We start from the raw sequence: 20,911 nt of genomic DNA on the forward strand, positions 1-20,911 counted from the left end.
CAAGCTAGGAGGAAAACTAGAATAAAAAATGTTTGTAGGATTTCCAAATAGCACTATATTTGACCAAAAATTAATTTAAACTAGTTATGAAAAGAAAAATTTTTTCAGCTTTGGCGATTGCCGCAATTGCGTTCACGTCATGTAAAAAAGATGATTTAGACACTACTGAATTAGGTGAAGCCACTATCGAAGGTAACATCTGGGCAGACTTGGATCAATCAGCAATGGGTGTTGAAGGTGTTTCAGGAATGCAAGTAAAAATCGAAGTAAACACTCAAAACTGGGATCAACAACCAGTAGGTGGATACAACTACGACAAAAAAGTTTACACTGCAACTACTGATGCAAATGGTGATTACTCTTTCACTTTACCTGCAACTGATGATGGTTACAACGTAACTTTAGAGTTCGAAGACCTTTACACTACAAGAACTTTAGTTGATGGAACTACTGAAACTGTTCGTGTAACAAGAGGTAACATCACTAAATTTATTTACTCTGGTGCTGCAATCACTACTGTAGATGAAGGTACAATCAACCAATGGAACACTACAACTTACGGTTCTGCAACTGTAAAAGGTACTGTTTACATTCAACCAGATTATGCTTTCTGGAATTTACAAGATAACCCAGTTCCTTTCACGAATGCAGTAGCTTCTACTTATGGATTGCCTACAGTTCAAATTTTGTGGAAATATGACACTAATGATGAGCCATATAACATTACTGACCAAGTAGTAAGATATGTTGATTTTGACATGAATACTGGACAGTACACATTAACTATTCCTACTGAAGCTCCAGATATGAATGATGTTTATATCAACTGGGGAATTAATGATTTCGAAGGAAATGGTTTAATTAACAATAATGCTGGTACTGCAGATTCAACTGTTGCTGGATATTATGACAACTCACAAATCTGGTCAAACGGAGATTGGTTGTGGGATGGTTACATCTTAAACCAAGATTTCACAATGTATTTCAATCAATACTAATCGTTTGAAATAATTTACGATTAACGCTAATTATTAACTAATAAACGATTAATAGAATGAAGAAATTATTAAGCATTGCTTGTGCACTTGTTATAGGTGTTGCTGCTAATGCACAAAACGAGCAAATTCAAAATAGAAAAGGTGTTGACATCATGCCGGTAAGCGGAGAATTCTCTGTAGGAATCGGTGTAGGTGTGAACTCTGTAACAGGATGGATCGGAAGTATGTTCGGATACACTGGTTACAATAGTTTCAACCAAACTTACGTAAACAATCCATTGTTTGGATCTACAGTAAGTATCTGGGGGAAATACATGGTATCTGATAACAATGCTTTGAGAGCATCTATCTCAAACTTTGGTCAAGATAACACTACTTTGTACAAAGTGTATGATGACAGATCAAATGATCCTGATTCTACAGTTGTTGACAAAATCAGAAATAACTTCTCAACTACTTATGTTTCTGCTGGATGGGAATTCAGAAGAGGTAAAACTAGATTAAGAGGTATTTATGGTGGAGACGCTGTATTATCTTGGGCTAACTCTCACACTCATTACACTTATGGTAATGACTTGGGTGCTTCAAATTTAACACCAACTCAAAATGGTTTCGCTCCTGCTTGGAACGCTAACTGGGGTAGAATGACTCAAAATAGAGGTGGTGCTACTTTCGGAGTAGGTGTTAGAGGATTTGTTGGAGTTGAGTACTTTATCGCTCCTAAAATCTGTATCGGAACTGAATTCGGATGGTCTGCAATGATGGAGATCGAAGGAAAAGGTAAAGTGGATTACGAAAGATATGATCCATTTATCGATACTGATGGAGATGGTAACCCTGATGGAGCTATCAGAACTCATTCTGAAACTACATTAGGTGGAAGATACTTCTCTACTGGATTAGATAACTTCAACACTCAATTGTATTTCAACTTCTACTTCTAATAAGTAAGAAGACACAATACTTAAAAAGCCCTGATCACTCGTGATCGGGGCTTTTTGTTTTAATTATGACCATTAATTATACAACTTGTCTATAAAGCATTAAATTTGCCTCAAAATTTATCTAAATGAAGTACTACAATAACGTTCTTGAAACTATAGGAAACACGCCGTTAATTAAGATTAATAAATTGGCTAAAGACTTCCCTGCATTGTTGTTAGCTAAAGTAGAAACAACTAATCCTGGAAACTCTGTAAAAGATAGAATGGCACTTAAAATGATTGAAGATGCCGAAGCTCAAGGTAAAATTAAACCGGGCGGAACAGTTATTGAAGGAACTTCAGGGAATACAGGAATGGGATTAGCACTAGCTTGTATCGCAAAAGGATACAAATTAGTATGCGTTTTGAGCGATAAACAATCCAAAGAGAAGATGGATATCCTTAGGGCTGTTGGAGCAGAGGTTGTAGTTTGCCCTACAAACGTAGAACCGGATGATCCAAGATCTTATTATTCTGTATCTAAAAGATTGGCAGAAGAAACACCAAATAGTTGGTATGTAAATCAATATGATAATCCGTCAAATGCTATAGCTCATTATGAGCAAACAGGACCTGAAATTTGGGAACAAACTGGTGGAGAAATTACTCACTTTGTTGTTGGAGTAGGAACAGGAGGAACCATTTCTGGAGTTGGTAAATACTTAAAGGAAAAAAATCCGGGAGTGGAAATTTTAGGAATTGACACATATGGTTCGGTATTTAAAAAGTACCACGAAACAGGTGTGTTTGATGAAAATGAAATCTATCCTTATATCACTGAAGGTATTGGAGAAGATATATTACCTAAAAATGTAGACTTTTCTGTTATTGATCACTTTGAAAAAGTAACAGATAAAGATGCTGCAGTTTATACTAGAAGATTAGCAAGAGAAGAAGGGATTTTTGTTGGTAATTCAGCAGGAGCTGCTATAGCAGGTGTGTTGCAAATGAAAGATCGCTTCAAAGAAGGTGATGTTGTTGTTGTATTATTCCATGATCATGGAAGTAGATATGTTGGAAAAATGTTCAATGATGATTGGATGAGAGACAGAGGATTCCTGGATGAAGGATTTAAAAATGCTGAAGAATTAGTTAAATCTCATGGGGAAAGAGATTTGATTACTTGTGGATGTGAAGAGTTGGTATCTCATGCTGTAGCTAAAATGAAATCTAACAACATCTCTCAAATTCCTATTACTAAAGACGGGAAGTTTGCAGGATTTGTGGATGAAACAAAATTGTATCAGCAAATAATTGATGAATCTATTACCATGGATACTGCATTAAGTGCTGTAATGGAGGAACCGCTTCCAATTGTATCATCATCTGCTAAAATTGAAGAAGTGTCTGCTAAAGTGAGTAGAAACGTTCCGGCAGTATTGGTTGATTTGGGTAATAATAAGTATCACATCATTACCAGACATGATTTGATCAATGCTATCCAGTGAGATTAGCATAGTAGATCAATTAGGACAAGAGATTCGGTTGTCTCAACCGGCTCAGAGAATAGTATCATTGGTTCCATCCCAAACTGAATTGCTTTTTCATTTGCAAATGGAAGACAAGGTGGTTGGTATCACTAAGTTTTGTATTCATCCGTCAGAATGGTTTCATTCAAAAAATAGAGTGGGTGGTACTAAAAATGTGGATATCCAAAAAGTCAAAGATCTTCGTCCGGATTTAATCATTGCTAATAAAGAAGAAAACACCAAAGAAGATATTGAGTCATTATCTAAAGTTGCACCTGTTTATGTAAGTGATGTTATCAGTATCAATGACGCCCTTGAGATGATTCAACACCTGAGTGTGCTGTGTGGTAAAGAACAGATAGGAGTAGATTTAATAGATGATATTTCAGAAGATTTTAGTTCTTTTCCAAAGTATCAAGGGAAGGTAATTTATTTTATATGGAATGACCCTTATATGGTATGTGGCTCAACTAACTTCATCAACTCAATAATTGAAAAGTTAGGTTTTGAAAATCTTATCAAATCTGAGCGTTATATCAATATCTCACTGAATGAGATAAAGGCATTACATCCGGATTATATATTTTTAAGTACGGAGCCTTTTCCTTTCAAAGAAGAGCATGCGTCAATCTTGGCAAAAGAGACAGGAGCAGAAGTTACAATTGTAGATGGAGAAATGTTTTCCTGGTACGGATCAAGAATGTTAAAAATGAAAAGCTACTTTAAGCAATTACTCGCTTGAAGTCATATCGCTCATAATTTCAATAGCATCTGTTATAAACATTAAACCTTCTTTGGCAAATATCAAACACTCAATCATGCTTTGACCATCTCTATTGGTCATCTGAACTAATCCGTCAGCTTTAATCATATTGCCTTCTTCTTTTAACAGTTGAAATCTAACTTCATCAACATTGGTTAGAACTTGCATGTCTTCCTTTAATCCTTCAACAACACTTAATCCTGCAAACATGATCAAATCGGGTGGAGGGTTGGTAGAGTCAGCCTCAAATGTCGTGTTATCTATAAATGGTTTTACTTTGATTTGTAAGTCAAAATATGCTTCACTGTTCTTATTCTCTTTAAAGTTGATGTCATGCTCATATAAGTTAAAGTGACTTTTATCCAATGAATATTTAAAATGCGTTCCTTGAGACGTAGTGAACAGATTATTCGCAGTATCCAAAGTAATTTGACCATTAGTCACCATAGTGTCTAAGAAAGCCTGCCATTCATTTTGATCTTGAAATTCAAATTGTAATTGCATTTCAGGATGCGATTTAAAAGGGATGTCTAATCCTTCACTGAAATCAACCATATACAAGTTTACACCATCATAATCTAAAGACATTTGATTGTATGAAGGAACTCCCTCAATTTTTTCATTGCTGAACCAATAAATGCTGCTGAGAATATTCAATGAAGATCGCAATGAAAAAGCTACGTTTTCATCTAGCTGATTCGCAATAAATGGAGCGTTTTCAAACTCTGAAATCGGTGTAAATTCTCCCGAAATATCAATGTGATTTTGGTGAAAATCAAAGCTAATATGTCCATCTATTATTGAGTTTTCATTTTCACTTCCTGGAGGAATGAAATAACAATTGATTTCATTTTCAGGTTTGAAGTATTTTCTTAAGTCTACTCTTGCAGTAAAAGGCTTGATGTCTTTATTCGCAATTTTATTCAATCTATCATTTAAGTTTTCTTGATTATCCGAACTTGAAAGTTGAATGATTGCATACTCATCACCAAAAGCAATATTTGATTTGTTTAGGTTAGAATTTACATATGCAGTAAAATCATCTTTATCAGTATACTTGATAACAGCCATCCAAACGTGTTCATTGGCCCACTGCTCTCTAAAAAGTACAATTCTTGATAAATAATCTATCCCCGTTTTAGTTTCAACTTCTTCTAATTCAATTTTATCCAAGACGTATTCTTCATGAAAAATCCTTTGATAAATTATTTCAGAAATAAAATTGACATTATTGACTTCAATAACAATATCACTTTCTTGAGGGATATAATCGTAAATTCCTGTGTCAGGTTCAGTAATAAAACTTCTACCAACAATCCACACTGTTGGGAATACTGCCAATAAAACAAGAATAGATGCGTATTTTTTAACCACTTTCATGAAGTTGATAAATTTAAACATTCTGTCGGATTGAATGTTCTTATTTGTAAGTTTTTGAGAGAAAATTAATTTAGATTTATTAACATATTATTCGAAATGAAATGAGTGCTAAAACGACCAACTATAAAAATTGTGTCATGGTACTAAAGATATTTCCGGTAATTTCCTTGATATTTATTGGGCTGAGTTTTAGCGCATGTGGTCAAAGTAAGGAAAATACCTCCGAATCAACTGCTAACAACTTAAATAAGAATGTAATGAAAGATTCTAGTTCTTGGAATAAATTAACCTCAGAAGAAGAGCGTGTTATTGTAAATAAGGGCACTGAGATGATATGGAAAGGTGAGTACATCAATAATCATGATGATGGAACCTATTTATGCAAGCGTTGCAACGCAGCCTTGTTTAAATCTTCAGACAAGTTTGATTCAGGAAGTGGATGGCCAGCATTTGATGATGCTATTGAAGGTGCCGTAAAAGAAATTCCTGATGCGGATGGATACAGAACTGAAATTGTATGCGCCAACTGTAATGGACATTTGGGTCATGTATTTAAAGGTGAACACATGACATCAAAAAATACAAGACATTGTGTAAATTCGATCTCATTAAATTTTGTTGCAGAAAAAGATATGACTGAAAATGTAAAAACTGACACCGCAATTTTCGCTTCTGGTTGCTTTTGGGGAACAGAGTATTTCATGGAAAAAGCTGAAGGTGTTATTTCAACTCAAGTTGGATACATTGGTGGACATGTAGATAATCCAACCTACAAACAAGTTTGTTCAGATACTACAGGTCATGCTGAAGCCGTAAGAGTTGTTTTTGATCCTTCAAAAACAGATTATGAAACACTGGCTAAGCTATTTTTTGAAACACATGATCCGTCTCAAGTTGATCGTCAAGGTCCGGATATTGGTAAACAGTACAGGTCTGAAATCTTTTATTTGAATGACGAGCAAAAGGCCATTGCTGAAAAGTTAAAAGCTGAATTAATTTCAAAAGGCACCTCAGTAGCTACTAATATTACTAAGGCCACAACTTTTTGGGAAGGAGAGGATTACCATGAGCATTACTATGCAAAGAATGGATCTACTCCATATTGTCACGGCTATACCAAACGATTTTAAGTAATTTAGCATCCTCAAAATTGATCAATATTTATGAAGGTTATTTTATCCCCGGCAAAATCAATGAATGAAGAAGTGAGTTGTGAAGGCATTGAAACTTCTCAACCTATTTTTCCTGATGAAACAGAGAAGTTAGCTAATAAGCTAGGTAAACTTTCTGCTAAGCAGATAAAAAAATTGATGGGGGTAAGTGATAACATAGCTGAATTAAATTATGATCGATATCAAGCCTGGAATAAAAGCAAAGAAGTTGCAAAACCGGCAGGAATGTTGTTTACCGGAGCGGCGTATCAGGCACTTAAGTTTGATGAGTTGGACAAAAAAGAACAAGTTGTTGGTCAAGACAAGTTGAGAATCTTATCCGGTTTATATGGAGTTTTAAAGCCTTTAGATTTAATTAAACCTTATCGTTTGGAGATGGGGACTAGTTTTAAATTAAGTGCTTCTGTGACTAATTTGTATAAGTTTTGGGGAGATAAAATCAGAAAATCATTGGATGAGGAATTAAAAGAAGATGATTCTCCAATATTGGTAAACGCAGCTTCATCTGAATATTTTAAAGCAGCTCAGTTGAATAAATTGCAAAATGGTAAGGTTATTACAACCACTTTTAAAGATGAAGCCAAAGATGGGACGTATAAATCAAATATGACTTATGCTAAACATGCCAGAGGAGCAATGGCTAGATATATCATTCAAAATGACATTAAATCAGAAGATGGGCTAAAGGCTTTTAATCTGCTAAACTACAGGTTTGATGAGGCCAATAGTACCGATACTGAATTCATTTATTTAAGAGATATCAATCAAAGAGTTCTGCCTTAGCTTATTAAATCTTTTTTATTTTTTGTAACCCTGTTTTATTGTTGCCGTAATATGGTGTAACAACAAACAAAAACAAAAAATGAAAAAGCTATTCTTTTTATCGGGATTGCTATTCACAGTTCTTACTGCAAAAGCAGAGAATCAAAAAAGGTACTCAACTGAAGATTATATAGATCTGTGGAAGATTACAGCAATTGAGCAGATGAATCAATACCAGATTCCTGCAAGTATCACTTTAGCACAAGGAATTTTAGAAAGCGCAAACGGAAATAGTCGTTTGGCTACAGAAGGAAACAATCATTTTGGCATTAAGTGTCACAAAAATTGGGATGGAGGAAGAATCTATGAAGATGATGATTTGAAAAATGAGTGCTTTAGAAGTTATGCAAATGCTTCACAATCATATGAAGATCACTCTTTGTTTTTAACAGGAAGAAGCAGATACGAGAACCTTTTTACTCTGAGTATAACAGATTACAAAGGTTGGGCAAAGGGATTAAAAGCTGCGGGTTATGCTACCAATCCTAAATATGCGCACTTGTTAATTGATATTATTGAAAAGTATGATTTGGCTAAATATGATATCATGCCTTATCTACCGGCCGATAGTAAAAAAGAAGATTTGAGTATTGAAGTAGATGAGCCGGCTATAGAGTTTGACAAGCCTTCGCAGTTACATGAAGAAAAGTTAGATGAATTGGAGATTGAAGCTTCAAGACATGAAATAAAAGTTAACAAATATCGCACTAGATACGTTAAAGTACAAAAGGGTGATACTTACTACCGAATTGCTAAAGAATTTGAGTTAGGACTATGGCAGTTGTATAAATACAACGATTTGGGTAAAAGAGACGTCTTAAAGGAGGGAGAGATCATTTATCTTGATCCTAAGAGAAACAGATCAAAGCGTGGAAATAACGTCTATATTTGTCATAAGGAGATGAGTTTGAGGGATGTAGCGCAAGTAGAAGGAATAAAATTGAAAAAATTATTAAAATATAACTTCGGCAACAAAGCTGATGAAGTATTACCAGCAGGTACAAAGGTTATCCTCCGATAATCGTGAATCGACAGGAGGGTTTTTGGTTTGTTGTTGTGAAAGGGGTCTTCGGATCCCTTTCCGTTTTTTTATACCTATCCTATTATTTTGAGATTTAAAGTTTGCAGTATTCAACTATTGAAATTTTAAGATTTGTTGAGACAATTGGGATTTCAACATTAGTGAACGACATTGAGCAGATTTATCTAAAACATTTAGTCTATTAATTCCATAGATTTTAAGGTTAAATTGTTGGCTCAATGATTCATACAGTAAAATCAAAAATCCACTTTAATTTGAACAATTGTTAAGGTTGTTCGTTCAAATTGCTGTATATTTAATTCAATAAATTATTGAAATCCTATCACCTAATTCTTTAGGTTTTTATAGTGATAGGTTTCCAAAATTTTAGCCATGAAACCTTCTACTGAATTATTTAGCTTAATTAAGTCCTTAACAAAATCTGAAAAGAGATTCTTTAAACTCAATTCATCTTTGCAGTCTGGTGACAAGAATTACTTAAAGATTTTTGATTTCATTGAAAGACAAAGAAAGTATGATGAAGAGGAATTAAAAGATGCTTTTAAAAATGAAACTTTCGTAAAGCATTTACCTTCTGAAAAGAATCACCTTTATAAACTTTTGCTCAAAAGCTTAAGGTCTTATTATTCGGATAGAACGGTTAGCTCTCAGCTAAAACAAGAGATTAAGAATGTTGAAATTCTCTACAACAAAGCACTTTACAAAGAATGTAACAAGTTCGTAAAGCGTGCTAAGGATATTGCCAGAAAGTATGAGAAGTTTTACTACTGGTTTGAATTGATCAATTGGGAGAAAAAGTTATTAGAAGAAGCGTATGAATCTGGTGTATTCAGCAAAGATTTAGATAAGCTAATAGAAGAGGAAACTGAAGTAGTTGAAAAGTTGAGAAACCTGGCAGAATACCACATTTTGTATTCAAAAATCAATTATATATTCCGATCTGGAGGTTTTACTAGAAATGAAAAGGAGCGGGAAGTGGTTGCCGGAATTGCGGATTATCATTTAATAAAGGGTAAGAATACGGCTATTTCAACCAGAGCAACAACGATTTGTTATTATATCAAAGGTTTATGTGCAGCATCAATTAGAGATTATGAAGATGCATTAGTAAATTTTAAAAAGGCCAAGTCTGTAATGGATGCTAAACCTCACATAAAGGAGGATTTACAAACTAGATATATCTACACAATGAATTTTTTAATGCTGTGTTATGTAGACAACTATCAGTTCGATAAAGCAGAAGAAGTTGTAGGGCAGTTAAAACAAATGGAGAGTCAAAGAACTTATGGTTCCTTAGATGCCAGAGTAAGACTGTTTACCTCTATTTATATTGGTCAAATGACATTGTACAACAGACAGGGAATGTTTCAAAAAACCCTGGAATTGGTTCCACAAATTCACGACGGAATAGAAAATTTTGAAGATAAAATCAATAAGGAAAAACAGTTGTTGTTTACTTACAGTAAGGCTTATGCCTATTTTGGAACAGGTGAGTTTAGAATGGCGTTAAGGCACATAAATGAGGTGTTAAATGACAATGAAAAGATGTTGCGTCAGGATATTTATTCTTTCTCTCGTATTTTCAATTTGATCATTCATTTTGAATTGAATAATCATGATTTTCTTGAGTATGACATGAAATCCACTGCCAGATACTTGAACAAGTATGAAAAGGATTACGAAGTGGAGAAGTTATTTATGAAAGAAATGAAAAACTTAGCCCGAATCAATAAGGAAAGTGAGCAACGTAAAATCTTCTTAGACTTTAAAGAGAAGTTAGATAAGCTGTTAGAAATAGACCGTGAAAATGTAATCCTGGAATATTTTGATTTGCGTTCATGGTTGCAATCAAAAATTGAAGGCACTTCATTTGCTGAGGCCATCAAGTCAACTATGAAATCTGTCTAATTACTTTTTGTTGAAAGGAACAACTTCTTCAACTTCAAATCCATATGCATGGATTACTTGATTATCAGCTGAAAGTGAGTTAGAAATTAATCTAAGCTTATTGACATTAAAGTGATGCAAGATTTGTGCACCAACTCCGTAGTCTTTCTTGTCAGATCTTTTTTCACTTCCGCCATTGTAAGCTTTCAGTTTTTCAATTAAACCCAATTGCTTTTCTTCTTGTTGCATAAACAACAACAAACCTTTTCCGGCTTCATTTATCATGCTCAAAGCAGCACTTAAATTAGATTGTTTGTCAGATCTAACGGCATCAAGTAAATTATCAGTAAATGAAGATGATTCAACACGAACTAAAACAGGTTCATTTTCATCCCAGTTTCCTTTTACAAAAGCAAGATGCTCTTCATCAGTAGTAGTTTGTCTGAATGCTACCAATTTAAAATCGCCCCATAATGTCTTTAAATCTGTCTCAACTATTTTCTCAATTAGCGATTCAGTTCTCATTCTGTAAGCAATCAAATCAGCAATAGAGATGATTTTTAAATCAAACTTTTTAGCAATCTCAAACAATTCAGGAAGTCTTGCCATTGTTCCATCCTCATTCATGATTTCTACCAACACACCTGCTGGTTCAAATCCTGCTAATTTAGATAAGTCAATTGCTGCCTCGGTATGTCCGGCTCTTCTTAAAACTCCACCTTTTTTTGCTTTAAGCGGAAAGATGTGACCCGGTCTACCTAAATCCTCAGGTTTCATTGAAGGGTCTATCAAAGCCTTGATTGTTTTTGATCTGTCAGATGCAGATATTCCGGTTGTGCAACCGTATCCTAACAAATCAACTGAAACAGTAAATGGAGTGTCGTAAATTGCACTATTAGATCGAACCATCATGTCCAACTCTAATCTATCACAATCTTCTTCAATTAATGGAGCACAGATAAGTCCTCTTCCGTGAGTTGCCATAAAATTGATTACCTCAGGTGTAGCATTTCTTGCTGCTGTTAAAAAATCACCTTCGTTCTCTCTGTCCTCGTCATCAACAACAATGATTACTTTACCGGCTTTAATATCTTCAACCGCTTCTTCAATTGTGTTTAATGCTACTTCCATTTCTACTGTTTTCATGGTGCAAAAATACGTCTTTTTTTCTACTGTCGTTTCTCAGATAAAGAGCTTTCAAAAAGATCACTTAATTTTTGGACACTGGACGCCCAGTTAAAGTGCGTTTTAACGAATTGTTTAGCCTGAGTAGCAAGTTTATTTTGCATTTGCTCATCTTCCAGTAAAATGTTGATTTGTTCGGCAAATCCTTCTGCATCATCTGCCAACAATATTTCTTCTCCTTCTTTGGCATGCAAAGCATTATTTGCTAGTCTGGTGGTGACAGAAGGAATTCCAATTGCCATTGCTTCCAGTAATTTGTTCTGTAAACCTGTTCCTATAAATAGAGGAGCCGCAAATATTTTTCCCGAAGCGTAAGCCATTTTGATGTCATCAACCCAGCCGGTTACTGTAATGTTTGGATGCTTAGCTAATGCTAAAACCCTTTGATTCGGTGATGCACCAATCAATCCCAATTTTGTGTTTTCACTTAAAAGCGGTAAAACTTGAGTTGCCAAATACTCGGCACACTCCACATTTGGTGGATAATTCATGTTGCCCACAAATATCAATTCATAGATCGCTTCACTCTTAATTTCGTAGTTCAAAAAATCATCAGATATTCCGTTTTCTACAATTACTATCTCTTCTTTATTTGTATGATTGATTAGGTTTTTGTCTTGTTCAGAAATAATGGTATGATGATTAAAGTAATCAAATATCCTATTTTCATATTCACTCAAGCGTTTTGCCTCATTTAGGAATACAGATTTTTTAATTCCTTTGGCTATCTCAGCTCGGCGATAAAGTCCTTTACTTAATGCATCTTGATAATCCAGTGTTTTGCCAATATTGAGGTTGTTTTTTACGTATTCTGCTGTTCTGATTAGTTGACAATAAATATGATCCGGATCAATATCTTTTATCAGTTGATTGATTTTACGTTGGATCCACTTTTGGTAAAAATATCCTACCTGAAATGGTTTGTCTGTAAAAAATTGCTTGGCCGTATTCCAGTATAAAAGACCTTTCTTTAACTCAAATACATTTAATGATTTGCAATACTGCTGTACTTCTTTTTTCCATTCGTCTTTTACTTTTTGATCGCTCAAACAAACCAGATGAATTTCATGCTTTTTAGACAATTCTTTTATTTGATGAAACGCTCTAAGTTTATCACCTTTTTCAAGTGGATAAGGAAATCTGGAAAGTAGAACAAACAACCTCATATCGTTTGATAAAATTTGATGAGGTTTTGGATAATCTTGTGATTATCATAATTGCCTTCAATCAATTTACGTGCATTTGTTCCTAATGCTCTTACTAAAGCAGGATCATTTGCCAATTTTGTCATCCATTCTGCTATTTCTTGGGCAGAATCTGCAATTATGATGTTTTTTTGATGTTCATAATTGATTCCTTCAGCACCTACAGAAGTAGAAATTACAGCTTTTCCATAAGCCATAGCTTCAATGATCTTAATCCTAATTCCACTGCCGGATAAAAGAGGAACCACCATAATGTCATGATCGTGCATGTATTGCTTAGCACTTTCTACTTCTCCGTCAATAAACAAATTGTCAGACTTGTTTTCAGACAAATAACCAGGCATTGATCTTCCTGCCAAGTGCAATGAAAGATCTTCCTTATTAACCATTGGCCATATTTCATCCAACATCCAACTAACAGCTTCCTTGTTAGGTTCCCAGTTCATTGCGCCAATGTGATAAAACTTATTGAGCTTTTCATCTTCACGAATGTGAAAATCATACTCTTTTAAGTTGACTCCAAAAGGAATAGATATTAAAGGAGACTTACAATCAAATTTTTTAAATCTCTCCGTGTCTTCAAAGCTAATTGAGGCAATTCCGTCAACATCATTGATTGTTTTTTTCTCGTACTTTTTAAGCTTAGCTGCTAAGTGTTTTAAGTACATCTTTTTTGCCTTGTTACCCGTTGTATTGGCTAGTCTTTCCCAGATTAGATGCTCCAAATTATGGCTTCGTAAAACAACTTTTGCCTTGCTTAATTTGCGGATGGTGTCTACATACGGAGTCATGAACAAACTTTCAAGATGCACTACATCAAAGTCGTTGTTTGTCAATTGCTCAACTAGTATACGGTCAAAATCTGTAGAAAAAAATCTACTTACATTATATGTATCTGCCGTAACCAATGCAGAAAATGCATCAACAATGTTTACTCTAGTATCAAGGAAAACACCTTCAATTTGAGTTTTGTCTTTAAAATCCTGTGGGATTTTATTTGGCAGAAAAGGATGTTTTTCTGTTGAAGCTGTTATAATTTTTAATGAAACTCCTTCGTCAATTAAGCCTTGTGAAATGGTATGTATGGCTATGCAACCTCCATCTACCATTGGAATTGGTGGTTTATGACATAGCTGAAGAATCTTCATTTTTTCGCTTTTTAAAAGGACTTAAAATTAACTTAATTAACTTTTTGTAGGTTTCTAAATCAAATAAAGATGAGTCGTTAGTTGCTTTATATGTTAAGAAGGCTCCAAGCGGAAGAAGAATAAATGTACTCATCCACATACCTTTCCATGGAGTAATAAGGTTAGAGTCAACCATATTTTCACCCATGATAGTCGTTACATAATACAGCAAGAAAAATAAAACGGCAAAAACCAGGGGAGCCCCTAATCCACCTCTTTTAATGATTGCACCGAGCGGAGCACCAATAAAGAATAGAATAAGAATGGCGACAGAAAGCGTAAACTTTTTATGATAAGCCGCTTTAAATTGTGTGATGTTCATTTGTTGCGCCTCCATATAATTCATTTGACCCAATAACATCTCTTTGCGAGATCTCAGTTCCCCTTGTACTGTAGCCAAAGCTGCATCCATTTCGGCATTATGTAAATTATCAATTTTGATAATTGTATCTATAACAGCTGGTCCAAACAAATGCTCATCTTCTAATGTATCTAATTGTGTTGAGTCAATGGGCAAAATGGCACTGTTGTAAATCACCATCTTTTGAGTCATTACATTTCCAAAGTCAGTTAAACTGGTATCATATGCAGATGATAATGAATCTATTGTTTGGCCTAATTGAACAAAGTTGAGCATCTCATAATCTCTTTTAAACAGCTCTTCATTGGTTTGTTGCATTTGAAAACCTGAAAGGTCAAATTTGATTATGGTCTCTTCAAAAAAGGTTTTTTGAAACGGGTATTTGTCCTTTTGAATTTGAGCAGGTTTCATCTCCTCATAAATGGCTCCATCTTCCAACTTTAAAAGTAAAAAACGGTCATTTTCAGATTTTAGCATTTCTCCTTTGTCTGCTATGATTGTTTTACCTGCAGCAATATCATTGTACTCGTAAATTAAAATACCGAATAGTTCTCCTGTTTCATCATTCTTCTTATCCACACGGATGCTGTAATTGTCTATGTCATTGTAGAAAATCCCTGGTGTAATACCAAAAGTTGGTTTTTTCTCTTGAATGTCATAAATGATGGTCCGTGATTTGTAATTGGCAATAGGGAGGAGGTAATTGGTAAAATAGAATGCTCCCAGACTAAGTGCTAAAACAAAAATGAACATAGGTCGCATGATTCTTCTCAAAGAAAGACCTGCAGATTTAAGAGCTGTTAATTCGTTTTGTTCAGCCAGATTTCCAAACGTCATGATTGAAGAAAACAAAACAGCTAATGGAACGGCTAATGGAATTAATGTGGCAGAGACGTAAAAAAGGAGTTTAAAAAGTACTCCATAATCAAGGCCCTTACCAATCAAATCATCCACGTATTTCCACAAAAATTGCATAATGAGGAAAGCCATGGCAATAAAAAAGGTAATCAAAAACGGGCCAATAAAAGACCGTATGATGAATAAGTTTAACTTCTTCAAGAGTGTCTTTTTAGACAATTACGTATTATCGACCGTAAAAGTATGTAGAAAAGAGGATAATTATGATCCTATCACCATTTTTAAATCGGCGATTTGATTTTCCCAAAGAAGTTTGGCTTCATCCATTTCATCTTCATCAGCAAAATCAGTAATCATCAAGGCAACATCATTGGTTAAATCGTCCACCTTAATGGCCAATTCAAAATAGGTTTTTAAGCCGTCTTCAACATCATCTTCCCATTGGAATTTAATTGATTCACCTTTCTTTTTAGTAAGTAGTACAGCTTCTTCAGAAGATCCATTCCAAAAAAAGCTAAATGTGTCATCTTTGATGTTTACATCATCAGCAAACCATTCGCTTAATCCGCTTGGAGTAGAGATCATATTATATAGAACAGAAGTTGAAGATTTAACCTCAAATTCCATTTGGTATTTCACTTTATCGCTCATCTCAAATTCTTGTTTATCAAATCCTTAGAAGGTTGGTGATGTAGGTTTCACATCCACCATAAGTTTTTTCGAAGGATTGCAAAGATAATACATTTTTCTGAATCTAAAGCAAGCTATGATGAACGAATTGAGGAGTTTATGAACGGAAATACCAATTTCATTGAATTTTAAACGAATTAGTTGAAAAAGGAAAAAATGTTGAGGTTGAAAAATAAAAAAAGCCCGACTTAGTCGAGCTTTTTCATCTATGTATTAATAATATTATTTTGGCCATTTAAATACCCAGGCACCTCCACCAACTCCGCTACATGCAGAAGCTGCAGATGATCTGTCGTTGAACTGTTGAACAGATACCATGTATAATCCGTCAAACTGTCCAAGAATTTTAGCTGAATTATAGCCTTTACCTTTCATTTCGCTTACATATCCCTCTGCATTTCCTTTATCCTTAAATGCATTTCCGATAACATTGTAATTTCCTCCTGTTGATGAGTGATTAATCACTGGCTCTTCAACAACTTCCTCAGTATGATTGTCCTCAACCACCTCTTCAGTATGCGAATCTTCAACTTCTTCTGAATGATCTCCAGTTTCATTGGTAAAAGTAGTATCCTCTTCTAAGAAATCAGTTGCATCAGCTACTTCATGGTCATTTGAATCACCATGCTCTTCACCGTCGTGGTTTTCACCTTCTTCTCCATGACTATCGCCACCTTTAAACATGGCCATGATTTCATCCTTGAATAGAATACCGGCAGTTGTTCCACCTCCAATCAATATGATCAATATGATGATCAAAGGCAATCTATTTTTCTTCTTTTCTCCTTCTTTTTTCTCTTTAGGTTGTTTTTTAGAAGGTTTTTGCTGCTTGGTATTAGCAGACTTGCTATACTTTTCTTTTAGAGATGCTCCTTGTTTGGTTTCCGCTTTTTCTTTACCTGCTAAGGCCGCCGCAGCTGCAGCAGACTGTCCAGTTTTATCTGTTCCGGTAGTTACACTTTTGTCATCTGCTTTTGCCTCAGTTTTTGCAGTTGTATCTGTTTTAGGAGTATTTGAAGCGGTTACATCTGCAGTAGTTTTAGCAGCAGCTGTCTTCTCAGTTTCTTTAGCTGCCGGTTTACTGTCAGATTTTTTGAACTTGTCTTTAAGTTGCTCAAGTTTGTGTTCACCTTCTTGATGCTCCCCTTTTTTATATTTCTCTTTCACAGCATCAAGCTTTCCTTCAGTTACTTCATGCTCTCCTTTTTTGTATTTGCTTTTTAAATCATCCAAAGAATTTCCGCTTCCTGCTTTTACGTCTTCTTTTTCTCCATCCTCAGGTTTAAAAGTATTCTTTTCTTGAGGAGAATCTTTTTTGCTCCCAGTTTTAATTTCTGGTGGTTTAATAGCAGAATCCGCCTTAGCGTCTTCTTTCTTCGGTTCCTCCTTTTTAGGCTCTTCCTTTTTTGGAGTTTCTTTCTTTGGCTCTTCTTTTTTAGGAGCTGCCTCCGCTTTTTTCTCTTCTGTTTTTGCAGCTGCAGCCTTTTTATCCTCAGTTTTCTTAGGTTCTTCTTTTTTAGGAGCCTCTTTTTTAGGTTCCTCTTTTTTAGCCCCAGAATCTTTTAATGCGCTATCTCCAACCCAACTTTTGAAAGCCGGATTTCCATCTTTGTCTTTGTGAAAAGAACCAAATTCAAACATGTCATAAGTTCCACCTTTGCTTAGTTCTGTTTCAATTTCCTTAACGAATTTTGACACTTTATTTTGTGCTTCTTGCTCGTCAATTCCTTCTTTCTCAGAAATAAATTTGGCTAGGGTTCCATCATTAAATTTGAGGTGTGGGTTAAAAGAAACTACACCTGTTTTGGAGTTAGTGATCATTAGTGATCCGAATCCTGGTAAAATCACTGAAGTTTGAACTTTCAGTATCTCAATTAAATATTTGATCATAGGGCAAACTGAGTTTGGAGACACAAAATAGTAAAATCTCTATTTTTTTCTACTATTTTCTTATAAATCTTTAAGTTGGAAGGTCTTATCTAGTCTAACGCCTTTTTCAGTGTTAGTTACCGTACAGCACTGGTTTACAGCATCATGTTCAAGAAAAAGTACCAATTCTTCGTCTGCGGCTTTTTGTAAAAAAGATCCTTTCTCAGCCAATGTTATTAAAGGTCTTGTGTCATATCCCATCACATATGGCAAAGGAATATGCCCGACACTTGGTAATAAATCAGCCATAAAAACTATTTTTTTTCCTTTGTAATTGATTATTGGCAATTGTTGCGAATCAGTATGTCCATCCACAAAAAGTACATCAATACCTTTAAATACATTGGTCATTATATCCGCATTTCTTTCAATAAACTTCAATTGTCCACTTTCTTGAATGGGTAAGATATTTTCAGATAGAAATGAAGCCTTTTCTCTTGCATTAGGTTCAGTAGCCCATTTCCAGTGCCTTTCATTGCTCCAGTAAGTTGCGTTTTTAAAAACAGGTCTAAATCCACTTTCAGTATTTTTAATAGCTCCACCGCAATGATCAAAATGTAAATGCGTCAAAAAAACATCTGTGATATCATCCAAAGAAAAACCTGCATTCTCAATGGATGTTTTCAAATCTCCATTGCCATGTAAGTAATAATGTGAAAAGAATTTTTCTGATTGTTTGTCACCAATTCCAGTATCTACAAGCATTAATCTATTACCATCTTCAATAAGTAAACAACGCATGCTCCAATCGCACATATTGTTTTCGTCAGCCGGATTAGTACGTTGCCACAATGTTTTTGGAACCACGCCAAACATAGCTCCTCCATCAAGTTTAAAGTTTCCGGAATCAATAGGGTATAAATTCATATTAGTTTGTTTTGAACCCTGAAATTAAGGTTTTTCAAATTTTAAAAGCAGAACATGTGTATAAATGTCAGATATAGTTGAAAGCTGATCAAGATTGAGTTTAAGAGCTAGATATTCTAACTACACTGTGGATAAGTAGTAGGTTAGCTTGTTTGATTGAATGTAAAATGTGCCGAAATTAGACTCAATGAAAGTACATTTTATAGCCATAGGTGGAAGTGCCATGCATAATTTGGCCATTGCGCTGAAAAGAAAAGGATACGAAGTATCAGGATCTGATGATGAAATATTTGAACCCTCAAAAGGGCGATTAGTAAAGGAAGGGATTTTGCCTGAATCTTTCGGATGGCATCCTGAAAAAATTACTAATGAATTGGATGCAATCATACTGGGAATGCATGCAAGAAAAGATAATCCTGAATTGTTAAAAGCGCAAGAACTTGGATTAAATATCTATTCATATCCTGAATTTGTGTACAATCAAACTTCAGATAAAAAGAGATTGGTAATAGGCGGAAGCCATGGAAAAACTACTATCACTTCCATGATTCTACACGTACTTTCAAAATTAAATATCAATGCAGATTATCTGGTAGGGGCACAACTAGACGGGTTTGATTGTATGGTTAGACTTACTGATGCACCCTTGGTGGTAATTGAAGGGGATGAATATTTATCATCACCCATTGACAGACGACCTAAATTTCACTGGTATAAACCACATGTTGGTTGCATAAGTGGAATTGCCTGGGATCATATCAATGTATTTCCAACATTTGAGAACTATTTGGAGCAATTTAAACTGTATACGGACCAATTTGAGAAAGACGGAGTATTAGTTTATTTTGAAAGAGATAAAGACATTCAAAAGATACTTCCTGAGGTTAGAAAGGACATCAAGCTAAAATCATACACTACGCCAGATTACAGGGTAGAGGATGGTGTTACTTATTTGATGTCTGAGATAGGAGAGATTCCACTTTCAGTATTTGGTGAACACAATTTGCAGAATATTATGTGTGCCAAGACAATGCTCAACGAAATAGGCGTGGATGATGATCAGTTTTTAGAAGCGATTAAAACTTTTGGTGGTGCTGCTAAAAGATTAGAAAAGGTGGCTGAAAATGAGCATTCAGTTGCTTATAAAGATTTTGCACATTCACCTTCAAAGTTGAAAGCAACAGTTTCAGCTGTTAAGCAACAATATCCGAATAGAAAATTGATAGCATGTATGGAGCTGCATACATTTTCATCACTTAAAAAAGAGTTTTTACCTCATTACGAAAACTGTATGGCAGAAGCTGATGAGGCTTTGGTATACTTTAGTCCTGAAGTGGTTGAACATAAAAGATTAGAGCCAATAACTGCTGAACAAGTTGCAGCCGCTTTTGCAACACCAAATGTGAAGGTATTTACCAATTCTGAAGAAATTACTCAATTATTGAGAGATAAAGAATGGGATGAAACCAACTTATTATTGATGAGTTCAGGAAATTTTCACGGAGTTAACCTGGATGAGTTTGCCAAAGAGTTAATTAACTAGCTATTTGGCATCCCGCAACACAATCCTTCGCATAATAACAGTTGCTCCAAAGGAGTAGATAAAGGCTATCATACTTAATCCTAACATGTGCATAAAAAAGATGCTTCTTGGAGAGATGTTACCGTATACCTGGTCTTCTTGTTTTTCAATGTAGCCGTCATAGTCCTCATCTTGCCATGATGGGTCTTTTTCCTGGTATTCTACAAAAGCTTCCTCGTTGGGAATAGATTCATGTATGGCGGCTACCCAATCAGCTCTTAAACCATCAATGATTGAGTTATCAATTTTCCAATGATAAAGAAAAACAAAAACTGAAATGAGAATGGCATAAACAAATCCCCCTTGCATGGCTGTTTTAAAATCATCCGGAAAAATTCCTTTCTCCCAATTTTTCTCCTTTTTAGTCAGAAACAATCCAACTGAAATAGAAGAAAGAAGCATAAAAAGGTTTAGTAATACCAGAATAAAAAATGCATCTCTGGATATGCCGGTAAGGAAGCACACCATATTAATGATGATCCAAACCATGGCAAATATTAAACCGAACTTAACCGAAGTTTTCATACGGCA

General features: G+C 34.9%; 18 protein-coding genes. 9 read left to right on the forward strand and 9 right to left on the reverse strand.

Going from position 1 to position 20,911, the window contains the following annotated elements:
• Nucleotides 1–86 precede the first annotated feature (86 nt).
• The 4 genes from K6119_RS18095 to K6119_RS18110 all read left to right on the forward strand — a co-directional run bounded on the left by K6119_RS18095 (nt 87) and on the right by K6119_RS18110 (nt 4,192).
• Entirely contained in the window at nt 87–998 is a 912-nt protein-coding gene (locus K6119_RS18095) for a hypothetical protein (RefSeq protein WP_221834874.1), read from the forward strand.
• A gap of 56 nt (nt 999–1,054) precedes the next feature.
• Nucleotides 1,055–1,942 (forward strand): hypothetical protein, encoded by an 888-nt coding sequence (locus K6119_RS18100; protein ID WP_221834873.1) that lies wholly within the window; start codon nt 1,055–1,057, stop codon nt 1,940–1,942.
• Nucleotides 1,943–2,067: 125 nt separating this feature from the next.
• Entirely contained in the window at nt 2,068–3,429 is a 1,362-nt protein-coding gene (locus K6119_RS18105; RefSeq protein ID WP_221834872.1) for a pyridoxal-phosphate dependent enzyme, read from the forward strand.
• A complete protein-coding gene (locus K6119_RS18110) occupies nt 3,416–4,192 on the forward strand; it encodes an ABC transporter substrate-binding protein (RefSeq protein ID WP_221834871.1) in 777 nt (258 codons plus the stop codon). Before K6119_RS18105 ends, K6119_RS18110 begins: the two co-directional genes overlap by 14 nt.
• Here the strand turns inward: K6119_RS18110 and K6119_RS18115 are convergent.
• Nucleotides 4,181–5,614, reverse strand: coding sequence for a hypothetical protein (locus K6119_RS18115; RefSeq protein ID WP_221834870.1), 1,434 nt, complete (start codon nt 5,612–5,614; stop codon nt 4,181–4,183). The genes K6119_RS18110 and K6119_RS18115 overlap by 12 nt on opposite strands.
• A gap of 116 nt (nt 5,615–5,730) precedes the next feature.
• Between K6119_RS18115 and K6119_RS18120 the strand changes: the two genes are divergently transcribed.
• The 4 genes from K6119_RS18120 to K6119_RS18135 all read left to right on the forward strand — a co-directional run bounded on the left by K6119_RS18120 (nt 5,731) and on the right by K6119_RS18135 (nt 10,537).
• A complete protein-coding gene (locus tag K6119_RS18120; protein ID WP_221834869.1) occupies nt 5,731–6,723 on the forward strand; it encodes a bifunctional methionine sulfoxide reductase B/A protein in 993 nt (330 codons plus the stop codon).
• Nucleotides 6,724–6,756: 33 nt separating this feature from the next.
• Nucleotides 6,757–7,548: a peroxide stress protein YaaA gene (gene yaaA / locus K6119_RS18125; protein WP_221834868.1), complete on the forward strand. Its 792-nt coding sequence runs from the start codon at nt 6,757–6,759 to the stop codon at nt 7,546–7,548.
• 79 nt (nt 7,549–7,627) lie between these two features.
• Nucleotides 7,628–8,608, forward strand: a complete 981-nt coding sequence (locus K6119_RS18130) for a glucosaminidase domain-containing protein (RefSeq protein WP_221834867.1) — start codon at nt 7,628–7,630, stop codon at nt 8,606–8,608.
• 393 nt (nt 8,609–9,001) lie between these two features.
• A complete protein-coding gene (locus tag K6119_RS18135) occupies nt 9,002–10,537 on the forward strand; it encodes a hypothetical protein (RefSeq protein ID WP_221834866.1) in 1,536 nt (511 codons plus the stop codon).
• Here K6119_RS18135 and ribB read toward each other — a convergent pair whose 3' ends face one another.
• The 7 genes from ribB to K6119_RS18170 form a co-directional block, all read right to left on the reverse strand.
• Nucleotides 10,538–11,662 (reverse strand): 3,4-dihydroxy-2-butanone-4-phosphate synthase, encoded by a 1,125-nt coding sequence (ribB, locus tag K6119_RS18140; protein ID WP_237828054.1) that lies wholly within the window; start codon nt 11,660–11,662, stop codon nt 10,538–10,540.
• A 23-nt stretch (nt 11,663–11,685) separates the two neighbouring features.
• The gene (locus tag K6119_RS18145; protein WP_221834865.1) at nt 11,686–12,867 is read right to left on the reverse strand and encodes a glycosyltransferase; all 1,182 of its coding nucleotides are present in this window, start codon (nt 12,865–12,867) and stop codon (nt 11,686–11,688) included.
• The gene (locus tag K6119_RS18150; RefSeq protein WP_221834864.1) at nt 12,864–14,054 is read right to left on the reverse strand and encodes a glycosyltransferase family 4 protein; all 1,191 of its coding nucleotides are present in this window, start codon (nt 14,052–14,054) and stop codon (nt 12,864–12,866) included. Before K6119_RS18150 ends, K6119_RS18145 begins: the two co-directional genes overlap by 4 nt.
• The gene (locus tag K6119_RS18155) at nt 14,029–15,444 is read right to left on the reverse strand and encodes an LptF/LptG family permease (RefSeq protein ID WP_237828055.1); all 1,416 of its coding nucleotides are present in this window, start codon (nt 15,442–15,444) and stop codon (nt 14,029–14,031) included. The genes K6119_RS18150 and K6119_RS18155 overlap by 26 nt, the downstream gene beginning before the upstream one ends.
• Nucleotides 15,445–15,573: 129 nt before the next feature.
• Complete coding sequence (locus tag K6119_RS18160) at nt 15,574–15,963, reverse strand: START-like domain-containing protein (protein WP_221834862.1); 390 nt, start codon at nt 15,961–15,963, stop codon at nt 15,574–15,576.
• Between the two features lie 261 nt (nt 15,964–16,224).
• Nucleotides 16,225–17,892, reverse strand: coding sequence for an SPOR domain-containing protein (locus tag K6119_RS18165; protein ID WP_221834861.1), 1,668 nt, complete (start codon nt 17,890–17,892; stop codon nt 16,225–16,227).
• A gap of 60 nt (nt 17,893–17,952) precedes the next feature.
• Nucleotides 17,953–18,798 (reverse strand): MBL fold metallo-hydrolase, encoded by an 846-nt coding sequence (locus K6119_RS18170; protein WP_221834860.1) that lies wholly within the window; start codon nt 18,796–18,798, stop codon nt 17,953–17,955.
• Between the two features lie 187 nt (nt 18,799–18,985).
• Here K6119_RS18170 and K6119_RS18175 point away from each other — a divergent pair, with 187 nt between their 5' ends.
• Entirely contained in the window at nt 18,986–20,341 is a 1,356-nt protein-coding gene (locus tag K6119_RS18175; protein WP_221834859.1) for a UDP-N-acetylmuramate--L-alanine ligase, read from the forward strand.
• Here the strand turns inward: K6119_RS18175 and K6119_RS18180 are convergent, their stop codons facing one another.
• On the reverse strand, nt 20,342–20,905 hold the full coding sequence (locus K6119_RS18180) for a DUF4199 family protein (protein WP_221834858.1): 564 nt from the start codon (nt 20,903–20,905) through the stop codon (nt 20,342–20,344).
• Nucleotides 20,906–20,911: the final 6 nt, after the last annotated feature.

The sequence above is a fragment of the Paracrocinitomix mangrovi genome, from assembly GCF_019740355.2.
Classification (GTDB): Bacteria; Bacteroidota; Bacteroidia; order Flavobacteriales_D; family Crocinitomicaceae; genus Paracrocinitomix; species Paracrocinitomix mangrovi.

What these genes read in the sequence shown, in the direction of transcription:
- K6119_RS18110 (WP_221834871.1), top strand. Translation starts at nt 3,416, where the DNA reads ATGCTATCCAGTGAGATTAGCATAGTAGATCAATTAGGACAAGAGATT.
- K6119_RS18120 (WP_221834869.1), top strand. Translation starts at nt 5,731, where the DNA reads ATGGTACTAAAGATATTTCCGGTAATTTCCTTGATATTTATTGGGCTG.
- ribB (WP_237828054.1), bottom strand. Translation starts at nt 11,662, where the DNA reads ATGAAAACAGTAGAAATGGAAGTAGCATTAAACACAATTGAAGAAGCG.
- K6119_RS18100 (WP_221834873.1), top strand. Translation starts at nt 1,055, where the DNA reads ATGAAGAAATTATTAAGCATTGCTTGTGCACTTGTTATAGGTGTTGCT.
- K6119_RS18115 (WP_221834870.1), bottom strand. Translation starts at nt 5,614, where the DNA reads ATGTTTAAATTTATCAACTTCATGAAAGTGGTTAAAAAATACGCATCT.
- K6119_RS18145 (WP_221834865.1), bottom strand. Translation starts at nt 12,867, where the DNA reads ATGAGGTTGTTTGTTCTACTTTCCAGATTTCCTTATCCACTTGAAAAA.
- K6119_RS18105 (WP_221834872.1), top strand. Translation starts at nt 2,068, where the DNA reads ATGAAGTACTACAATAACGTTCTTGAAACTATAGGAAACACGCCGTTA.
- K6119_RS18135 (WP_221834866.1), top strand. Translation starts at nt 9,002, where the DNA reads ATGAAACCTTCTACTGAATTATTTAGCTTAATTAAGTCCTTAACAAAA.
- K6119_RS18170 (WP_221834860.1), bottom strand. Translation starts at nt 18,798, where the DNA reads ATGAATTTATACCCTATTGATTCCGGAAACTTTAAACTTGATGGAGGA.
- K6119_RS18175 (WP_221834859.1), top strand. Translation starts at nt 18,986, where the DNA reads ATGAAAGTACATTTTATAGCCATAGGTGGAAGTGCCATGCATAATTTG.
- K6119_RS18180 (WP_221834858.1), bottom strand. Translation starts at nt 20,905, where the DNA reads ATGAAAACTTCGGTTAAGTTCGGTTTAATATTTGCCATGGTTTGGATC.
- K6119_RS18165 (WP_221834861.1), bottom strand. Translation starts at nt 17,892, where the DNA reads ATGATCAAATATTTAATTGAGATACTGAAAGTTCAAACTTCAGTGATT.
- yaaA (WP_221834868.1), top strand. Translation starts at nt 6,757, where the DNA reads ATGAAGGTTATTTTATCCCCGGCAAAATCAATGAATGAAGAAGTGAGT.
- K6119_RS18150 (WP_221834864.1), bottom strand. Translation starts at nt 14,054, where the DNA reads ATGAAGATTCTTCAGCTATGTCATAAACCACCAATTCCAATGGTAGAT.
- K6119_RS18155 (WP_237828055.1), bottom strand. Translation starts at nt 15,444, where the DNA reads ATGGCTTTCCTCATTATGCAATTTTTGTGGAAATACGTGGATGATTTG.
- K6119_RS18130 (WP_221834867.1), top strand. Translation starts at nt 7,628, where the DNA reads ATGAAAAAGCTATTCTTTTTATCGGGATTGCTATTCACAGTTCTTACT.
- K6119_RS18160 (WP_221834862.1), bottom strand. Translation starts at nt 15,963, where the DNA reads ATGAGCGATAAAGTGAAATACCAAATGGAATTTGAGGTTAAATCTTCA.
- K6119_RS18095 (WP_221834874.1), top strand. Translation starts at nt 87, where the DNA reads ATGAAAAGAAAAATTTTTTCAGCTTTGGCGATTGCCGCAATTGCGTTC.